The sequence below is a fragment of the Streptomyces sp. AM 2-1-1 genome (assembly GCF_029167645.1).
Classification (GTDB): domain Bacteria; phylum Actinomycetota; class Actinomycetes; order Streptomycetales; family Streptomycetaceae; genus Streptomyces.
Map to the genome: position 1 here is coordinate 4,739,549 of NZ_CP119147.1, position 14,511 is coordinate 4,754,059.

Here is a 14,511-nt window from a genome sequence, read left to right on the forward strand (position 1 = left end):
AAGCGGAACGCGTGAGCGATGCTTCATCTCACCATGAAGAAAGGCGTGCTGGTGCTAAAGAGTCGCCACGGGTGATGCTCGGCCCATGCGCCCCTTCCACATCGCCCTGGCCGTCCTCGTCGCCGCCCTCTGGGGAGTGAACTTCGTCGTCATCGAACTGGGCCTCGACCACTTCCCCCCGCTCCTCTTCTCCGCCCTGCGCTTCCTGGTCGCCGCGCTGCCCGCCGTCTTCTTCGTCGGACCGCCCAAGGTCGCGTGGAAGTGGATCGTGGGCGTCGGACTCGCGCTCGGGGTGGCCAAGTTCGGCCTGCTCTTCGTCGGCATGGACCAGGGGATGGACGCCGGGCTCTCCTCGCTCGTCCTCCAGGTCCAGGCCGTCTTCACCGCGCTCTTCGCCGCACTCGCCCTCGGCGAACGGCCCGGCGGGGTGCGAGTGGCGGGGATGACCGTGGCGCTCGCGGGGATCGGGGTGGCCGCGGCCGACGAGGGGGCGAGCGGGCCGGTGCTCGCGTTCGTGCTGGTGGTGGCGGCAGCGGCCTGCTGGGGCGTCTCCAACGTCCTCACCCGCAGAGCCGCCCCGCCCGACTCCCTCAACTTCATGGTGTGGGTCTCGACCGTTCCCGTCCTGCCGCTCCTCGGCCTCTCGCTGCTCTTCGAGGGCTGGGACCGGGACGCGGACGCCGTCGCCGCGATGGACTGGACCGGCGCCGGGGTGGTCGTCTACGTCGCCTGGATCTCCACCGTCTTCGGCTTCGGGGCCTGGGGGTACCTGCTGCGCCACCACCCGGCCACCTCGGTCGCGCCGTTCACCCTGCTCGTGCCCGTCTTCGGGATGTCCTCGGCGGCGCTGCTGCTGGACGAGTCGGTGAGCCCGCTGCGGTGGTGCGCGGCGGCGCTGCTGGTCGGCGGGGTGGCCGTGACGTCCCTCGCGGGGCGCGGTCCCGCGACCGGTCCCGTGACGGTGGCCGCGGCGGGACCGGAGGCCGCGGCCGCGAGGGACACGCGGGACGTACGGGAAACACGGGACTGGCGGGAAACGCGGGACGTGCAGGAAACGCGGGAGGCGCGGGCCTGAACGACCCGCGCCTCCCGTACGCCCTCGCGCTAGGCTCCCGCGCCGGGTCCCTCCTGCTTCGGCGCGCCCACCCGGAGCAGGAACTCGCGACCGGCCGCGAGCAGTCCCGGCAGCTCCGGGACCTGGGGGTACCAGCGCTTCTCGTACTCCCAGCAGACCCAGGTGTCCGGGGCCAGCGTGTCCAGGCACGCGGCCAGCGGCAGCACGCCCTCGCCGAGCGCCAGCGGCGTGGTGTCCTCGGCCGAGGCGATGTCCTTGACCTGTACGTAGCCGAGGTACGGGGCCAGCACCAGGTGGCTGTCGAGCGGGCTCTCACCGGAGAGCCAGGTGTGCATCACGTCCCAGATCACGCCGACCCCGGCGTGCCCGACCGTCCCGACGACGCGGGCGGCGTCGGCGCCGGCCCGGTGCGAGTCATGGGTTTCCAGCAGGATCGTCACCCCCTGGTCCACGGCCCGGGCCGCCGCGGCCCCGAGCCGCCGGGCCGCCGCCGCGTCGGCGGCCTCCGGGTCCTGGTCGCCGCCGCCGGGGAAGACCCGGACGTACGGCGCGCCGAGGTCGCGGGCGAGTGTCACCAGTTCGGCGACCTGCGCCACCACCGCCTCGTCCTCCCCCTCCGCCGCGACCCGGACGTACCCGGCCACGGTGAGGATCTGGACGCCGCCCCTGGCGAACTCCTCGACCACCTGGGCGCGTTCGGTCGCCGAGAGCCCGGGGTGTACCGGCTCCTCCGGGTGCGCGCGCAGCTCCACCCCCTGGTAGCCGTGCTCGACGGCCAGTCGGACGACCTCGTCGATGGGCGTCCCCGGCACTCCGAGGGTCGAGAAAGCGAGCTTCACGTGCGTGTTCCTTCCATCGTTCCGTATCACCGCGCCGCACCGGCGTTTCCGTGTCACCGCGCCGCACCGGCGTTCCGTGTCACCGCGCCGTGCCGGGTGCCCGGCTTCTGCCACCGTCCGGGGCGGGCGGCGGACGCGGGGCGGCCGGAGTCACCCCTACCCGTACCCCTGCCCGCCACCCGGAACCCGACGCGTGCACCACCGTACAGACAGCGCTTTCTACGGCCACTTTCCGCGCGCGACGGAGATGGGGCCCCGTCCCCGCCGCGACGGGGCGGCGTCCCGTCGGCGGCGGGGCCTCTTCCCGCGGGGGAGCGGCCGTCGGAGCCCGGGAGCGGCCGTCGGGCCGTGCCGGGGACCTCCGGGAATCACCCGCGCGGCGGAGCCGTCGAGCCGCGCACCATCAGCTCCGCCGCGATGGTCGCGATGCCGCCGGGCGGCGGGTTCTCCGTGCCCATGGCCAGCCGTCCCGCCCGCGCCCCCGCCTCGTGGAGCGGCAGCCGGACGGTGGTGAGCGCCGGCACGGTGTCCACGGAGAACGGCAGGTCGTCGAAGCCGGCCACCGAGACGTCCTCGGGGATGCGCAGACCCTGTTCCCGTACGGCCGCGCTCGCGCCCAGGGCCACCGAGTCGTTGGCGCCGACGACGGCGGTCACCCCCGGCTCGCGCCGCAGGAGTTCGAGGGTCGCCTCGTAACCGGAGCGGCGGTCGTAGGGGCCGTACACGGTGAGCCGGTCCTCCGCGGGGGTCCCGTCCGCGGACCCGTCCCCGTCGAGGAGCCCGGCCGCCCGCATCGCCGCGCGGTGGCCCTCCAGGCGGTGGCGGGTGGTGGTGCGCTCCTGGGGGCCCGCGACGTAGCCGATCCGGCGGTGGCCCAGCGAGATGAGGTGCTCGGTGAGGCGCCGGCCCCCGCCCCGGTTGTCGAAGGTGAGGGCGGCCGTGACGGCGTCGTTCTCGGGCAGCGGGGGCCGCCCGCAGAAGACGATCCGGGTGCCCGCGTCGGCGAGCCGCCCCAGCTTCGCGGCCATCGCGGCCTGGTGCCGGGGGTCCTCCAGCGCGCCGCCGGTCAGCACGACGGCCGCCGCGCGCTGGCGCTGGAGGAGGGTGAGATAGGTCAGCTCGCGTTCGGGGGAACCGCCGGTGTTGCAGACGACGGCCAGCTTCTCGCCACCCGCCCGGGCGGAGCCGTCGCCCGGGACGCCGATCTCCGACTGCGCCGCGCCCGCCATGATGCCGAAGAACGGGTCCGCGATGTCGTTGACCAGGATGCCGACCAGGTCGGAGGTGGCCGCCGCGAGCGAGCTGGCCGGTCCGTTGAGCACGTAGTCCAGGTCGTCCACCGCACGCAGCACGCGGTCGCGCGTCGTCGCGGCGACCGGGTAATTGCCGTTCAGCACGCGGGAGACGGTGGCCGGGGACACCCGGGCGCGTGCCGCGACGTCCGCCAGGGTGACTGTCATCGTGTCGGTTCTCCTCGGAGGTTGGTCACGGCGCCCCTCTTGTCCGGGCCGCTGTCGGCAGGCTAGCTTCTTACACGATAGAAAGCGCTTGCTACGGCAGTACGGAGGGAACTTTCGTGACACGCAGGACTGTGCGCATCGCCATGAACGGCGTGACGGGTCGTATGGGATACCGGCAGCACCTGGTGCGCTCGATCCTCGCGATCCGCGAGCAGGGCGGCCTCGACCTCGGCAACGGGGACGTGCTCTGGCCCGAGCCGGTGCTCGTCGGCCGCCGCGCCCACGCGCTGGAGGAGCTGGCCGCCCGGCACGGACTCACCGAGTGGTCGACCGACCTGGACGCCGTCCTCGCGGACGAGTCCATCGACATCTACTTCGACGCCCAGGTCACCCAGGCGCGCGTCGAGGCGATCAAGAAGGCGGTCGCCGCCGGCAAGCACATCTACACCGAGAAGCCCACCGCCACCGATGTGGAGGGCGCCCTCGACCTCGCCCGTCTCGCCCGGGACGCCGGCATCAAGCACGGCGTGGTCCAGGACAAGATCTTCCTGCCGGGCCTGCTCAAGCTGAAGCGCCTCATCGACGGCGGCTTCTTCGGCGAGATCCTCTCCGTGCGCGGCGAGTTCGGCTACTGGGTCTTCGAGGGCGACTGGCAGGAGGCGCAGCGCCCCTCGTGGAACTACCGCTCCGAGGACGGCGGCGGCATCGTCGTGGACATGTTCCCGCACTGGGAGTACGTGCTCCACGAGCTGTTCGGCAAGGTCACCACCGTGCAGGCGCACGTCCAGACGCACGTCCCGCAGCGCTGGGACGAGCAGGGCAAGCCGTACGCCGCGACCGCCGACGACGCCGCGTACGGCATCTTCCAGCTGGAGGGCGGCGCCGTCGCCCAGATCAACTCCTCCTGGACCGTGCGCGTCAACCGCGACGAGCTGGTCGAGTTCCAGGTCGACGGGACCCACGGCAGTGCCGTCGCCGGCCTGCGCAACTGCCGCGTCCAGCACCGCTCGGCCACCCCGAAGCCGGTCTGGAACCCCGACCTCCCCGTCACCGAGTCCTTCCGGGACCAGTGGCAGGAGGTCCCCGACAACGACACCTTCGACAACGGCTTCAAGGCCCAGTGGGAGCTGTTCCTGCGTCACGTCGTCCTCGACGAGGCGTACGCCTGGGACCTGATGGCCGGCGCCCGCGGCGTGCAGCTCGCCGAGCTGGGCCTCAAGTCGGCCGCCGAGGGCCGGCGCTTCGACGTACCGGAGCTGACCCTGTGACGATCCACCTCCCGCACGGGGCGTACGAGCCCCGCACCACCCCCCTGGACCTGGCCCCCGGCGGCTCCCCTCTGGTCTCGCGCACGGTCTTCTCCGCCGCCCACGTCGTCGCCGACCCGTACGCCGACGTCAGCCCCGACGGGCCCGCCGCGATCGACTGGGACGCCACCCTCGCCTTCCGCCGCCACCTCTGGTCGCACGGGCTCGGGGTCGCGGAGGCGATGGACACCGCCCAGCGCGGCATGGGCCTGGACTGGGCCGGCGGAGCCGAGCTGATCCGCCGCTCCGCCGCCGAGGCGAAGGCCGTCGGCGGCCGGATCGCCTGCGGGGTCGGCACCGACCAGCTGACCGGACCGGCCACCCTCGCCGAAGTCCGCGCCGCGTACGAGGAGCAGCTCGCCCTCGTCGAGGGGAGCGGCGCCCAGGCCATCCTGATGGCCTCGCGCACGCTCGCCGCCGTGGCCCGGGGGCCCGAGGAGTACGCGGACATCTACGCCCACCTGCTGCGCCAGGCCACCGAGCCGGTCGTCCTGCACTGGCTGGGCCCGATGTTCGACCCGGCGCTGGAGGGGTACTGGGGCTCGTCGGACCTCGACGCGGCCACCGACACCTTCCTCAAGATCATCGCCGAGCACCCGGACAAGGTCGACGGCATCAAGATCTCGCTGCTCGACGCGGCCCGCGAGATCGACGTGCGCCGCCGGCTGCCCAGCGGCGTCCGCTGCTACACCGGCGACGACTTCAACTACCCCGAGCTGATCGCGGGCGACGCACGCGGCTTCAGCCACGCCCTCCTCGGCATCTTCGACCCGCTCGGCCCGCTCGCCGCGCACGCCGTACGGGTCCTCGACACCGGCGACACCCAGGGCTTCCGGGACCTGCTGGACCCGACGGTCGAACTCTCCCGCCACCTCTTCCAGGCGCCCACCCGCTTCTACAAGACGGGCGTGGTCTTCCTCGCCTGGCTGGCCGGGCACCAGGAGCACTTCACGATGGTCGGCGGCCTGCAGTCGGCCCGCTCGCTGCCCCACCTCGCCAAGGCGTACGAACTCGCCGACCGCCTCGGCCTGTTCCCCGACCCGGAGCTCGCGGAGAGCCGGATGCGGGCCCTGCTCACCGTCCAGGGAGGAACCCGATGAGCGACGGGACCGGCGTCGGCCGTCTGTCCATCAACCAGGAGACCATCAGGCAGTGGTCCCTGGAGGAGCTCGCCGAAGGATGCGTGAAGGCGGGCGTCGGCCACGTGGGCCTGTGGCGCGAGCCCGTGCAGAAGTACGGCGTCGAGCGCGCCGGCCGGCTCTTCGCCGACGCGGGCCTCACCGTCACCAGCCTCTGCCGGGGCGGCTTCCTCACCGCGACCGAGCCGGTGGAACGGGCCCGCGCCCTGGACGACAACCGGGCGGCGATCGACGAGGCGGCGGGCGTCTCCACGGACACCCTGGTCCTCGTCTCGGGCGGCCTGCCCGAGGGCAGCAAGGACCTCGTCGGGGCCCGCGAACGCATCGCCGACGCCCTCGCCGAACTCGCTCCCTACGCGGCCGAGCGCGGGATCCGTCTCGCCATCGAGCCGCTGCACCCGATGTTCGCGTCCGACCGGTGCGTGGTCTCGACCCTCTCCCAGGCGCTGGACCTCGCGGAACGCTTCCCGGCCGAGCAGGTCGGCGTGGTCGTCGACGCGTACCACATCTGGTGGGACGACCAGGCTCCCGCGCAGATCGCCCGCGCCGGTGCCGGTGGCCGTATCCACTCCTTCCAGCTGGCCGACTGGATCACCCCGCTCCCCGCGGGTGTCCTGCTGGGCCGGGGTCAGCTCGGCGACGGGAGCGTGGACTTCCGCGCGATGCGCGCACGGGTGGAGGCGACGGGCTTCGACGGCCCGATCGAGGTGGAGATCTTCAACGAGGAGCTGTGGGCCCGCGACGGCGGCGACGTCCTCGCCGAAGTGGCCGCCCGCTTCCGCGAGCACGCCTGCTGAGAGCGGGCCGCCGCGCCGGGATCCGGATCATGGTCCCCGGCGGGATCCGCCGGCCCGGATCCGCGGCGGGTCCGGCCCGGATCCCGTAGCGGGATCCGCCCTGGACCCGCAGTGGGATCCGGCCCGGATCCCGCTGCGGATCGCGCCTGTGGGAGCGCTCTCCAGGATCATGGCAAAGGAATGGTCAAGGCGTGCAACCCTTGGCCCCCTTGCCCGGTCACACTGTGCGTCGGGGCTTCCGGGGGAGGGGTCCGGGGGGAACGGGAAGGCCCGACGGGGGGAAAACGAGAGGGGTCCGGCCGCGAGGCCGGGCCCGTTTCGTTTTTCCGGAAGCAGCGTCGCCGCCCTCCCCGCCCGGGGCCGTTGTCCGCCCTCGGCTTCTCCCGGCGGGTAGCCCGCGTGCGACATCTCCGGTGCGCCGACGGCTACACCACCGCGCCCCGTGCCTCGTAAACTCGGACGGACGCCCACCCCTCCCGTGCGCACCGGGCCCCCACCGGGTCCGCCCGCCCCCGCCGCGACGAGGCCACCGAGGTCCACCCCTCCGACACCACCCCGCGCCGGCCACTCCTTGCCCGACACGGACTCTCGCGTCCCGGAAGGAACCGTCAGCAGCCATGTACGTCTCCCGCGTCACCATCGAGAACATCAAGTCGTTCGACGGACCGCGAAAAGTCGACCTGACCCTGACCCGCCCGGACGGCTCGCACGCCGGGTGGACGGTCCTCGCCGGCCGCAACGGCGCCGGGAAGACCACCCTGCTGCGCGCCCTGGCCTTGGCCCTGAGCGGACCGGTGGCCGCCCGCGGCCTGGTCCAGGGCTTCGAGAACTGGGTCACGCGCGGCGCGGAGTCGGGCAGCGCCTCGGCGGAGATCATCCGGGACAAGGACTTCGACAAGTTCACCGCCTCGGGCCGCACCCAGAACAAGTTCGGCACCGGACTGCGCTGGACGCCCCCCGGCGAATCGTCGGCGACCGGGCGCAAGAGCGCGCAGCCCGCGCTGGGCGAGATCCGGAACAACTCCCGTACCCAGAGCGCCAGCGCCGCCCAGCGCGGGCCGTGGGCCGACAACCCGGTGGGCTGGTTCTGCGCCGCCTACGGCCCCTTCCGGCGGATGGCCGGCGGCTCGGGCGACGTACAGCGGCTGATGCTGGCCTCGGGACCGGTGGCCCGGCAGGCGAGCCTCTTCCACGAGGACGCCTCCCTCGCGGAGGGCGTCGCCTGGCTGATCGAGCAGCATCTGCGCGCGCTCGAAGGCCGGGAGGGCGCGTCGGCCCTCAAGGAGGCCGCCCTGTCCGTCCTCGGCGACGGTCTCCTCCCGGACGGCTACCGCATCAAGGATGTCGACTCCGAAGGGCTCTGGGTCACCCGGGGCGGCCACCGCTTCCCGCTGCGGGAGATGAGCGACGGGTTCCGTACGGTCGCCGCCCTCGTCGTCGACCTGCTCAAGCAGATCCACGACACCTTCGGGGACCACGCGCTGGGAGGCGGCGGCGACGGCCCGAGCCCGCTCCAGGTCCCCGGAGTCGTCATCATCGACGAGATCGACGCCCACCTCCACGTCTCCTGGCAGCGCCGCATCGGACCCTGGCTGACCACGCACTTCCCCAACATCCAGTTCATCGTCACCACCCACAGCCCGTACATCTGCCAGGCCGCGGACCCCGGCGGCCTGATCCGGCTGCCCGGCGTGGACGAGGGAGCCGCTCCCGAAGTGGTACCGGAGGACCTGTACGAACGGGTCGTCTACGGCAGCGGCGACGACGCGGTCCTCTCCGACCTCTTCGGCCTCGACACCCCGTACTCGGAACGGGCCGAGTACGCGCGCGCGGAGTTCGTGGCCCTGGAGTCCAAGGTGTACGAGGGCGACACCTCACCCGAGACCGTCGCCCGGTACAAAGAGCTGAAGAGCCTCCTGACCAGCTCCCCGACGGCCCGCGCCCACGAGGTCTCCGCCCGGCTCTACCGGATCGCCGATCAGGTCCATGACGACGGATCCGAGGGCAGCGTTTCCGGGGGCGGCGTTCGCGAGGACGGCGGAGAGGCCGGCGAGGAGAAGTGATCCGGATGGTCCGCTCCGAACTGCCCCTGGAGACCCAGGAACACTTGGCGACGTACACCCGGCAGATCGCGGACACGACGGAGTCCGACCGCAAGGCCACCGCGATAGGTCTGTGGGGCCGCTTCGCCGTACGCCGACGGGTGCGCCCCGGAGTGCTCGCCGCTCTCACCGGCATGGCACCCGGCCACCAACGCTGCATGTACTGCGGCGACAGCCAGGGCACCGATATCGACCACTTCGAGCCGAAGAGCCAGGCGCCGCTGCGCACCTTCGACTGGACCAACTACCTGCTCGCCTGCTCCTACTGCAACAGCAACCAGAAACGGGACCTGTTTCCGCGCTCCCCCCGGGACGGCAGCCCGCTCCTCCTCGACCCCACCCTCGACGACCCCCTGCACCACCTGCGACTCGTGCTGCCGCTCTGTACGTACCGGGGCCTCAGCGCGCAGGGCGACGCCTGCATAGAGGTGTTCGGCCTCAACCGGCGCGGCGTCCTCGTCGCCGGCCGCCGAACCGCCTACGCGACGGCCAAGCAGTCCGTCGAACTCTGGCGCATCGCCACCGACCGGGGCCAGCACACCAAAGCCGACGAGGTGGCCCGCGTCGCCTGGGACCGCCCGCTGGCGGACGTACTCGCCGCGATGTTCCACCAGTCCGGACACCCGGCGGCCGACGTGCTCTTCGACGGCGAGGAGGAGACTCTGGCACTGCTGCGGGAACCGGAGTTGCGGGCGAGCTTTCTGGCGCGGGCGTGAGGATGCGACCGTGGCGAGGGAGTAGGTGAGCAACGGCGATCTCAGGCGCTGAGACCGCTGCTCTTTACGGCGTCGAGAAACGTCGACCAGCCGTGGGCGGAGAAGAGCAGAACAGGGCCGTCAGCGGTCTTGCTGTCACGAACGGGGATCAGGGTGTGGCCGCTCGCGACCTCGAGGCACTCGCCCGAATTGGCTCCGCTGTAACTCGACTTGTACCAGCCGGTCAAAGTCTCATCAGCGCTGTGCATGTTCGTGTTCCTCCGCGATGGCCCTGACCAGTGCCACTGAATCCAGATGCGAAACGGCATCTCCCAGAGCCAGAGAGTAGTCCGTGTGGCAAGCCTCGACCTGTGTGCGGTCGTCGAGCAGATTGCCCGTGTAGAGGCCCTCGACGTACGCGACGGGCGCCGCGTTCGTGAAGTTCAGCAGGTAGAGCATGCCTTCCATCAGCGCATGCGCGCCGACCTCGAAGGTCAGAACGTGGAGCCGGAGGCGACCGCAGTCGGCCATGTCCGCGATCTTGCGCAACTGCTCAGCCATCACACGGTGGCCGCCGACGCGTCGCCTGAGTACTGCTTCGTCGAGCAACGTCCAGGCAATGGGACCGGACGTGCCCTGAAGCAGCATCCCGCGCTCCAGACGGTTGGTCACCGCGGTGTCGAGATCGTCCTGAGTGAAATTCGTCCGTGCGGACTTGAACACCGCGCGTGCGTACTCGGGCGTCTGAAGGAGGCCAGGCACTAGTTGAGATCCGTACTGTCGAATCTCAGTGGCTTCCTTCTCCAGTTCGGCGACGGTCGCGAAGTAGTCGGCATACTTCGATTCCAGGTCCTCCAGCCACCTGACAAAGAACCCGTCAGACCTCAGCGCGATGTCGATCCGCTGCGCGTCATCAGGTTTCGGTAGGCGTCGTCCCGCCTCGTAGTGGCTGATCAGCGTCGGCGAACAGACTACTTGTTCGCCCAACTCCTCCTGCGTCAGGGCGGCAGCGATCCGTCGCAGCCTCAGCTCCTCCCCGTACTTTTGCCTCGGAGTCCGAGGCTTCCGGTCCACTGTCATGCGGTACCAACTCCCCTGTTGCTGACGGGCGGGCTGTCAAGCCGAAACCCCTGGCAGAGTAGCCACCCGCGACCTCACTCTGTGATGGATTCACCACGGAACGCACCCGTTCGTGGCTGTCGGTCATCAGAAGGAGAGAACACAGAGATGAAGGACCTCGTCCGCCGGGTCACCGGTTCGTTGAAGTGGCTGGTGAGCCCCGCTCCGGCCGCCGTTCGGTGCCCCCGCCCGCACCCGTCCGGTCCGACCACTCGCCGTACCGGCGGGCGTCCGCTGCGCGGCGAGGACAACGCACTCGTCCGCCCTTACCTCCTGGCGCACGAGCAGCGTGCCGACCGGCTCATGGCCACCCTCCGTTCCACCCCCGTCGCCGGAGCCGCGGCATGACCGGCGTGCACCGCGCAGGCGGCACCTTCCGGCTGCTGCCCTGGACCGGAGCCGGCGGCAAGCCGGCCTACGTACGGGGCGACGGCACCGGCTACGTCTCGCGGCTCGCCGACAACATCGAGAGCGTCCAGCTCGGCATGGCGGGCGACCTGCTCGGCCACGCCACCGCGCTGCTGGCGGACCAGCGGGTCACCGGGGCCGAGTTGCGATTCCTCGCCAACCGGCTCAGCGAGTCGCTCCGGGACATCAAACGCGTCGCGGAGAGCCGGGGCGCGCGGCTGGACTCCTACCGTGACGCCGGAGCGGGCCGGGGGGAAGAAACCGGCGACGCCTACGACGTCGCCGACGCGGTGGAGTTCAACGATGCCGTCGGAACCGGCTTCCCGCCGTCCGCGAGCCCTTCCGACACCTGAATACCGGTGGTCAGCCGCCGCTCCGTGGCACACCGGCGGTGCACCCGGTGTCGTCGTGGCGGCTACTGCATCAGCTCGGTGTGGGGATGCTCCGGCGCTGCCGGGCAGGTGTAGAGCTGCTGCGTGTGGCCGCTGCCGATCCGGACGGCGGTCGGCTGCCGGGGGACGGGCTCGGTGAGCCGGGCGGTGCGGACCTCGCTGCGGACGTGACCTCGGTGGTGCACCTCGATGCCCCGGGCGCCGAACCCGTGCAGCGGGTCCGCGTCCCTCACGGTGCCGAGTGAACCCCGGTCACCACTTGTCGCCGACGCGCACCTTGTTCCACTTCTTCTTCGAGATGCACAACTCGTGCGCGTCGTTGTCCAGTTCGATCTGGTAGCACTCGTCCTTGCGGTGGGCGACGCGCTTGGTCGCACCGGTCTTCACGTTGTGGCAGGACTTCTTGCTCTTGCCGTTCTTCCTGGTCGTGGAGCACTGGCTGCGGGTGACCGCCTCGTCGGTGTACGTGGTGGTGGCCGCCTTGTACTCCTTCTCCGTGATCGTCCCGTGCACATCGTTCCCGCCGCAGGCGGTGAGGAGCAGTACGGCGAAGGGCGCCACGGCGAGGGCGGCGATCCGGCGGAGGGGCGTTCGGCGAACGGGCATGACGGGTCCTCTACGGCAAGGAGTGGTGCCGGGCCGTGCGGGAGAGACGGCGACAGCGTGGGTCGGTTCCGCAGCTTAGTGACGCTTCATACGCCAGTTCGGTTCTGGTGTGGGTGAGTTCCCGGCCGCAACCGCCGGGGCGGGACCGGGTCCACCGGCCGCCACCTCACCGGGGTGTCGGCGAACACGGGTCGGCACGCCGATGAGCCCGCAGACCCGTGAGCCCGGCGCGGCCGGAGCGCCCCGGCCGGGCTCACGCACGTTCCCCGCGCGCTGTCGGCGTCGCCCGATACCGTCGGTCCATGCCCTCCGCGCCCACTCCGCCCACCCCACCCCACCTGGCCGTCCTCGAAGGTGTCCTGGAGCGGGTCACGTACGCCAACGAGGAGAACGGGTACACCGTCGCCCGCGTCGACACCGGGCGCGGCGGCGATCTGCTCACCGTGGTGGGCTCGCTGCTCGGCGCGCAGCCGGGGGAGTCGCTGCGGATGGAGGGGCGTTGGGGCTCGCACCCGCAGTACGGCAAGCAGTTCACCGTGGAGAACTACACGACGGTGCTCCCCGCGACCATCCAGGGCATCCGCCGCTACCTCGGCTCCGGGCTGATCAAGGGGATCGGGCCGGTCATGGCCGACCGGATCACCACCCACTTCGGCACCGAGACCCTCGACATCATCGAGAACGCACCGAAGCGGCTCGTCGAGGTTCCCGGGCTCGGCCCGAAGCGCACGAAGAAGATCGCCGACGCGTGGGAGGAGCAGAAGGCGATCAAGGAGGTCATGATCTTCCTCCAGTCGGTCGGGGTCTCGACCTCGATCGCCGTGCGGATCTACAAGAAGTACGAGGACGCGTCGATCTCCGTCGTGAAGAACCAGCCCTACCGGCTGGCCGCCGACGTGTGGGGCATCGGCTTCCTGACCGCCGACCGGATCGCGCAGGCGGTCGGCATCCCGCACGACAGCCCGGAACGGGTGCGGGCCGGACTCCAGTACGCCCTCTCCCAGTCCTGCGACCAGGGCCACTGCTACCTCCCCGAGGAACGTTTGATCGCGGACGGGGTGAAGCTGCTCCAGGTCGACACCGGGCTGGTCATCGACTGCCTCGCCGAACTGGCCGCCGACCCGGAGGGCGTCGTACGGGAGAAGGTGCCGTCGCCGGAGGGCGGGGAACCGGTGACGGCGGTCTACCTCGTGCCGTTCCACCGGGCGGAGCTCTCCCTCGCCGGGCAGGTGCGCAGGCTGCTGCGGACTCCGGAGGACCGGATGCCCGCGTTCCGGGACGTGGACTGGGAGAAGGCGCTGGAGTGGCTGGCGCGGCGGACGGGCGCCACCCTCGCGCCCGAGCAGGAGGCGGCGGTCCGGCTCGCGTTGAGCCGGAAGGTGGCCGTGCTGACCGGCGGACCGGGATGCGGGAAGTCGTTCACCGTACGCTCCGTGGTCGAGCTGGCCCGCGCGAAGAAGGCGAAGGTCGTGCTCGCGGCTCCCACCGGGCGGGCCGCGAAACGCCTCTCCGAGCTGACCGGGGCCGAGGCGTCCACCGTGCACCGGCTGTTGGAACTGAAGCCGGGCGGCGACGCCGCGTACGACCGGGACCGTCCGCTCGACGCCGATCTGGTCGTCGTCGACGAGGCGTCCATGCTCGATCTGCTCCTCGCCAACAAGCTCGTGAAGGCGGTGGCGCCCGGTGCCCACCTGCTGCTCGTCGGCGACGTGGACCAGTTGCCGTCGGTCGGCGCGGGCGAGGTGCTGCGGGACCTGCTCGCCGAGGGCGGACCCGTCCCCGCCGTCCGGCTGACCCGCATCTTCCGCCAGGCCCAGCACTCCGGCGTGGTCACCAACGCCCACCGCATCAACTCCGGCCAGCCCCCGCTCACCCACGGGCTCGACGACTTCTTCCTCTTCGTGGAGGACGAGACGGAGGACGCCGGGGTGCTCGCCGTGGACGTGGCCGCCCGCCGCCTCCCGAGGAAGTTCGGCCTCGATCCGCGCCGCGACATCCAGGTCCTCACCCCGATGCACCGGGGTCTCGCCGGCGCCGGTCACCTCAACACCCTGCTCCAGCAGGTCATCACGCCGGGCCGCCCCGAGTTGCCGGAGAAGCGGTTCGGCGGCCGGGTCTTCCGGGTCGGCGACAAGGTGACCCAGATCCGCAACAACTACGACAAGGGGGAGAACGGTGTCTTCAACGGCACCCTCGGCGTCGTGACCTCACTCGACACCGACGAGCAGCGGCTGACCGTGCGCACCGACGAGGACGAGGAGATCGGCTACGACTTCGACGAGCTGGACGAGCTGGCGCACGCCTACGCCATGACGATCCATCGCTCCCAGGGCAGCGAGTACCCGGCCGTCGTCGTCCCCGTCACCACCAGCGCCTGGATGATGCTCCAGCGCAACCTCCTCTACACGGCGGTGACGCGGGCCAAGAAGCTCGTCGTCCTCGTCGGTTCGCGGAAGGCGATCGGTCAGGCGGTCCGCACGGTTTCCGCCGGGAGGCGCTTCACGGCACTGGATTTCCGGCTTCGCGGAGGGTCCGAGGAAGACCCACCGAAAAAATGATCGATCAAATCGGT

Annotated in this window: 15 protein-coding genes; 9 read left to right on the top strand and 6 right to left on the bottom strand. The window is 71.4% G+C overall.

Annotation, left to right across the window (positions count from 1 at the left end):
* Window positions 1-85 precede the first annotated feature (85 nt).
* Entirely contained in the window at window positions 86-1,075 is a 990-nt protein-coding gene (locus PZB77_RS20750) for an EamA family transporter (protein WP_275494115.1), read from the top strand.
* Between the two features lie 29 nt (window positions 1,076-1,104).
* On the opposite strand, the gene PZB77_RS20755 is transcribed toward PZB77_RS20750, so the two are convergent.
* Both PZB77_RS20755 and PZB77_RS20760 read right to left on the bottom strand, forming a co-directional pair.
* Entirely contained in the window at window positions 1,105-1,914 is an 810-nt protein-coding gene (locus PZB77_RS20755) for a sugar phosphate isomerase/epimerase family protein (RefSeq protein WP_275494116.1), read from the bottom strand.
* Window positions 1,915-2,282: 368 nt separating this feature from the next.
* Window positions 2,283-3,374: a LacI family DNA-binding transcriptional regulator gene (locus PZB77_RS20760; protein ID WP_275494117.1), complete on the bottom strand. Its 1,092-nt coding sequence runs from the start codon at window positions 3,372-3,374 to the stop codon at window positions 2,283-2,285.
* Between the two features lie 116 nt (window positions 3,375-3,490).
* On the opposite strand from PZB77_RS20760, the gene PZB77_RS20765 reads away from it, so the two are divergent.
* The 5 genes from PZB77_RS20765 to PZB77_RS20785 all read left to right on the top strand — a co-directional run bounded on the left by PZB77_RS20765 (window position 3,491) and on the right by PZB77_RS20785 (window position 9,435).
* Window positions 3,491-4,642: a Gfo/Idh/MocA family oxidoreductase gene (locus PZB77_RS20765; RefSeq protein WP_275494118.1), complete on the top strand. Its 1,152-nt coding sequence runs from the start codon at window positions 3,491-3,493 to the stop codon at window positions 4,640-4,642.
* Complete coding sequence (locus PZB77_RS20770; RefSeq protein WP_275494119.1) at window positions 4,639-5,781, top strand: dihydrodipicolinate synthase family protein; 1,143 nt, start codon at window positions 4,639-4,641, stop codon at window positions 5,779-5,781. Before PZB77_RS20765 ends, PZB77_RS20770 begins: the two co-directional genes overlap by 4 nt.
* Window positions 5,778-6,617, top strand: coding sequence for a sugar phosphate isomerase/epimerase (locus tag PZB77_RS20775; RefSeq protein WP_275494120.1), 840 nt, complete (start codon window positions 5,778-5,780; stop codon window positions 6,615-6,617). Before PZB77_RS20770 ends, PZB77_RS20775 begins: the two co-directional genes overlap by 4 nt.
* Window positions 6,618-7,234: 617 nt before the next feature.
* Window positions 7,235-8,680, top strand: a complete 1,446-nt coding sequence (locus PZB77_RS20780) for an ATP-binding protein (RefSeq protein WP_275494121.1) — start codon at window positions 7,235-7,237, stop codon at window positions 8,678-8,680.
* A gap of 5 nt (window positions 8,681-8,685) precedes the next feature.
* Entirely contained in the window at window positions 8,686-9,435 is a 750-nt protein-coding gene (locus PZB77_RS20785) for an HNH endonuclease (RefSeq protein ID WP_275494122.1), read from the top strand.
* A 41-nt stretch (window positions 9,436-9,476) separates the two neighbouring features.
* Here the strand turns inward: PZB77_RS20785 and PZB77_RS20790 are convergent, their stop codons facing one another.
* Together PZB77_RS20790 and PZB77_RS20795 are read right to left on the bottom strand one after the other, a co-directional pair.
* Window positions 9,477-9,683 (bottom strand): DUF397 domain-containing protein, encoded by a 207-nt coding sequence (locus tag PZB77_RS20790; protein WP_275494123.1) that lies wholly within the window; start codon window positions 9,681-9,683, stop codon window positions 9,477-9,479.
* On the bottom strand, window positions 9,670-10,494 hold the full coding sequence (locus PZB77_RS20795; RefSeq protein WP_275494124.1) for a helix-turn-helix transcriptional regulator: 825 nt from the start codon (window positions 10,492-10,494) through the stop codon (window positions 9,670-9,672). The genes PZB77_RS20790 and PZB77_RS20795 overlap by 14 nt, the downstream gene beginning before the upstream one ends.
* Window positions 10,495-10,641: 147 nt before the next feature.
* Here PZB77_RS20795 and PZB77_RS20800 point away from each other — a divergent pair, with 147 nt between their 5' ends.
* Both PZB77_RS20800 and PZB77_RS20805 read left to right on the top strand, forming a co-directional pair.
* The gene (locus tag PZB77_RS20800) at window positions 10,642-10,881 is read left to right on the top strand and encodes a hypothetical protein (RefSeq protein WP_275494125.1); all 240 of its coding nucleotides are present in this window, start codon (window positions 10,642-10,644) and stop codon (window positions 10,879-10,881) included.
* Entirely contained in the window at window positions 10,878-11,294 is a 417-nt protein-coding gene (locus PZB77_RS20805; RefSeq protein WP_275494126.1) for a hypothetical protein, read from the top strand. Before PZB77_RS20800 ends, PZB77_RS20805 begins: the two co-directional genes overlap by 4 nt.
* A gap of 62 nt (window positions 11,295-11,356) precedes the next feature.
* On the opposite strand, the gene PZB77_RS20810 is transcribed toward PZB77_RS20805, so the two are convergent.
* Together PZB77_RS20810 and PZB77_RS20815 are read right to left on the bottom strand one after the other, a co-directional pair.
* Window positions 11,357-11,566 carry a hypothetical protein gene (locus PZB77_RS20810; RefSeq protein WP_275494127.1) on the bottom strand — a complete coding sequence of 70 codons (210 nt, stop codon included), beginning with the start codon at window positions 11,564-11,566 and terminating at the stop codon, window positions 11,357-11,359.
* A gap of 19 nt (window positions 11,567-11,585) precedes the next feature.
* Window positions 11,586-11,939 (bottom strand): hypothetical protein, encoded by a 354-nt coding sequence (locus PZB77_RS20815; protein WP_275494128.1) that lies wholly within the window; start codon window positions 11,937-11,939, stop codon window positions 11,586-11,588.
* A 302-nt stretch (window positions 11,940-12,241) separates the two neighbouring features.
* On the opposite strand from PZB77_RS20815, the gene PZB77_RS20820 reads away from it, so the two are divergent.
* Entirely contained in the window at window positions 12,242-14,497 is a 2,256-nt protein-coding gene (locus PZB77_RS20820; RefSeq protein WP_275494129.1) for an ATP-dependent RecD-like DNA helicase, read from the top strand.
* The last annotated feature ends 14 nt before the right edge of the window (window positions 14,498-14,511 follow it).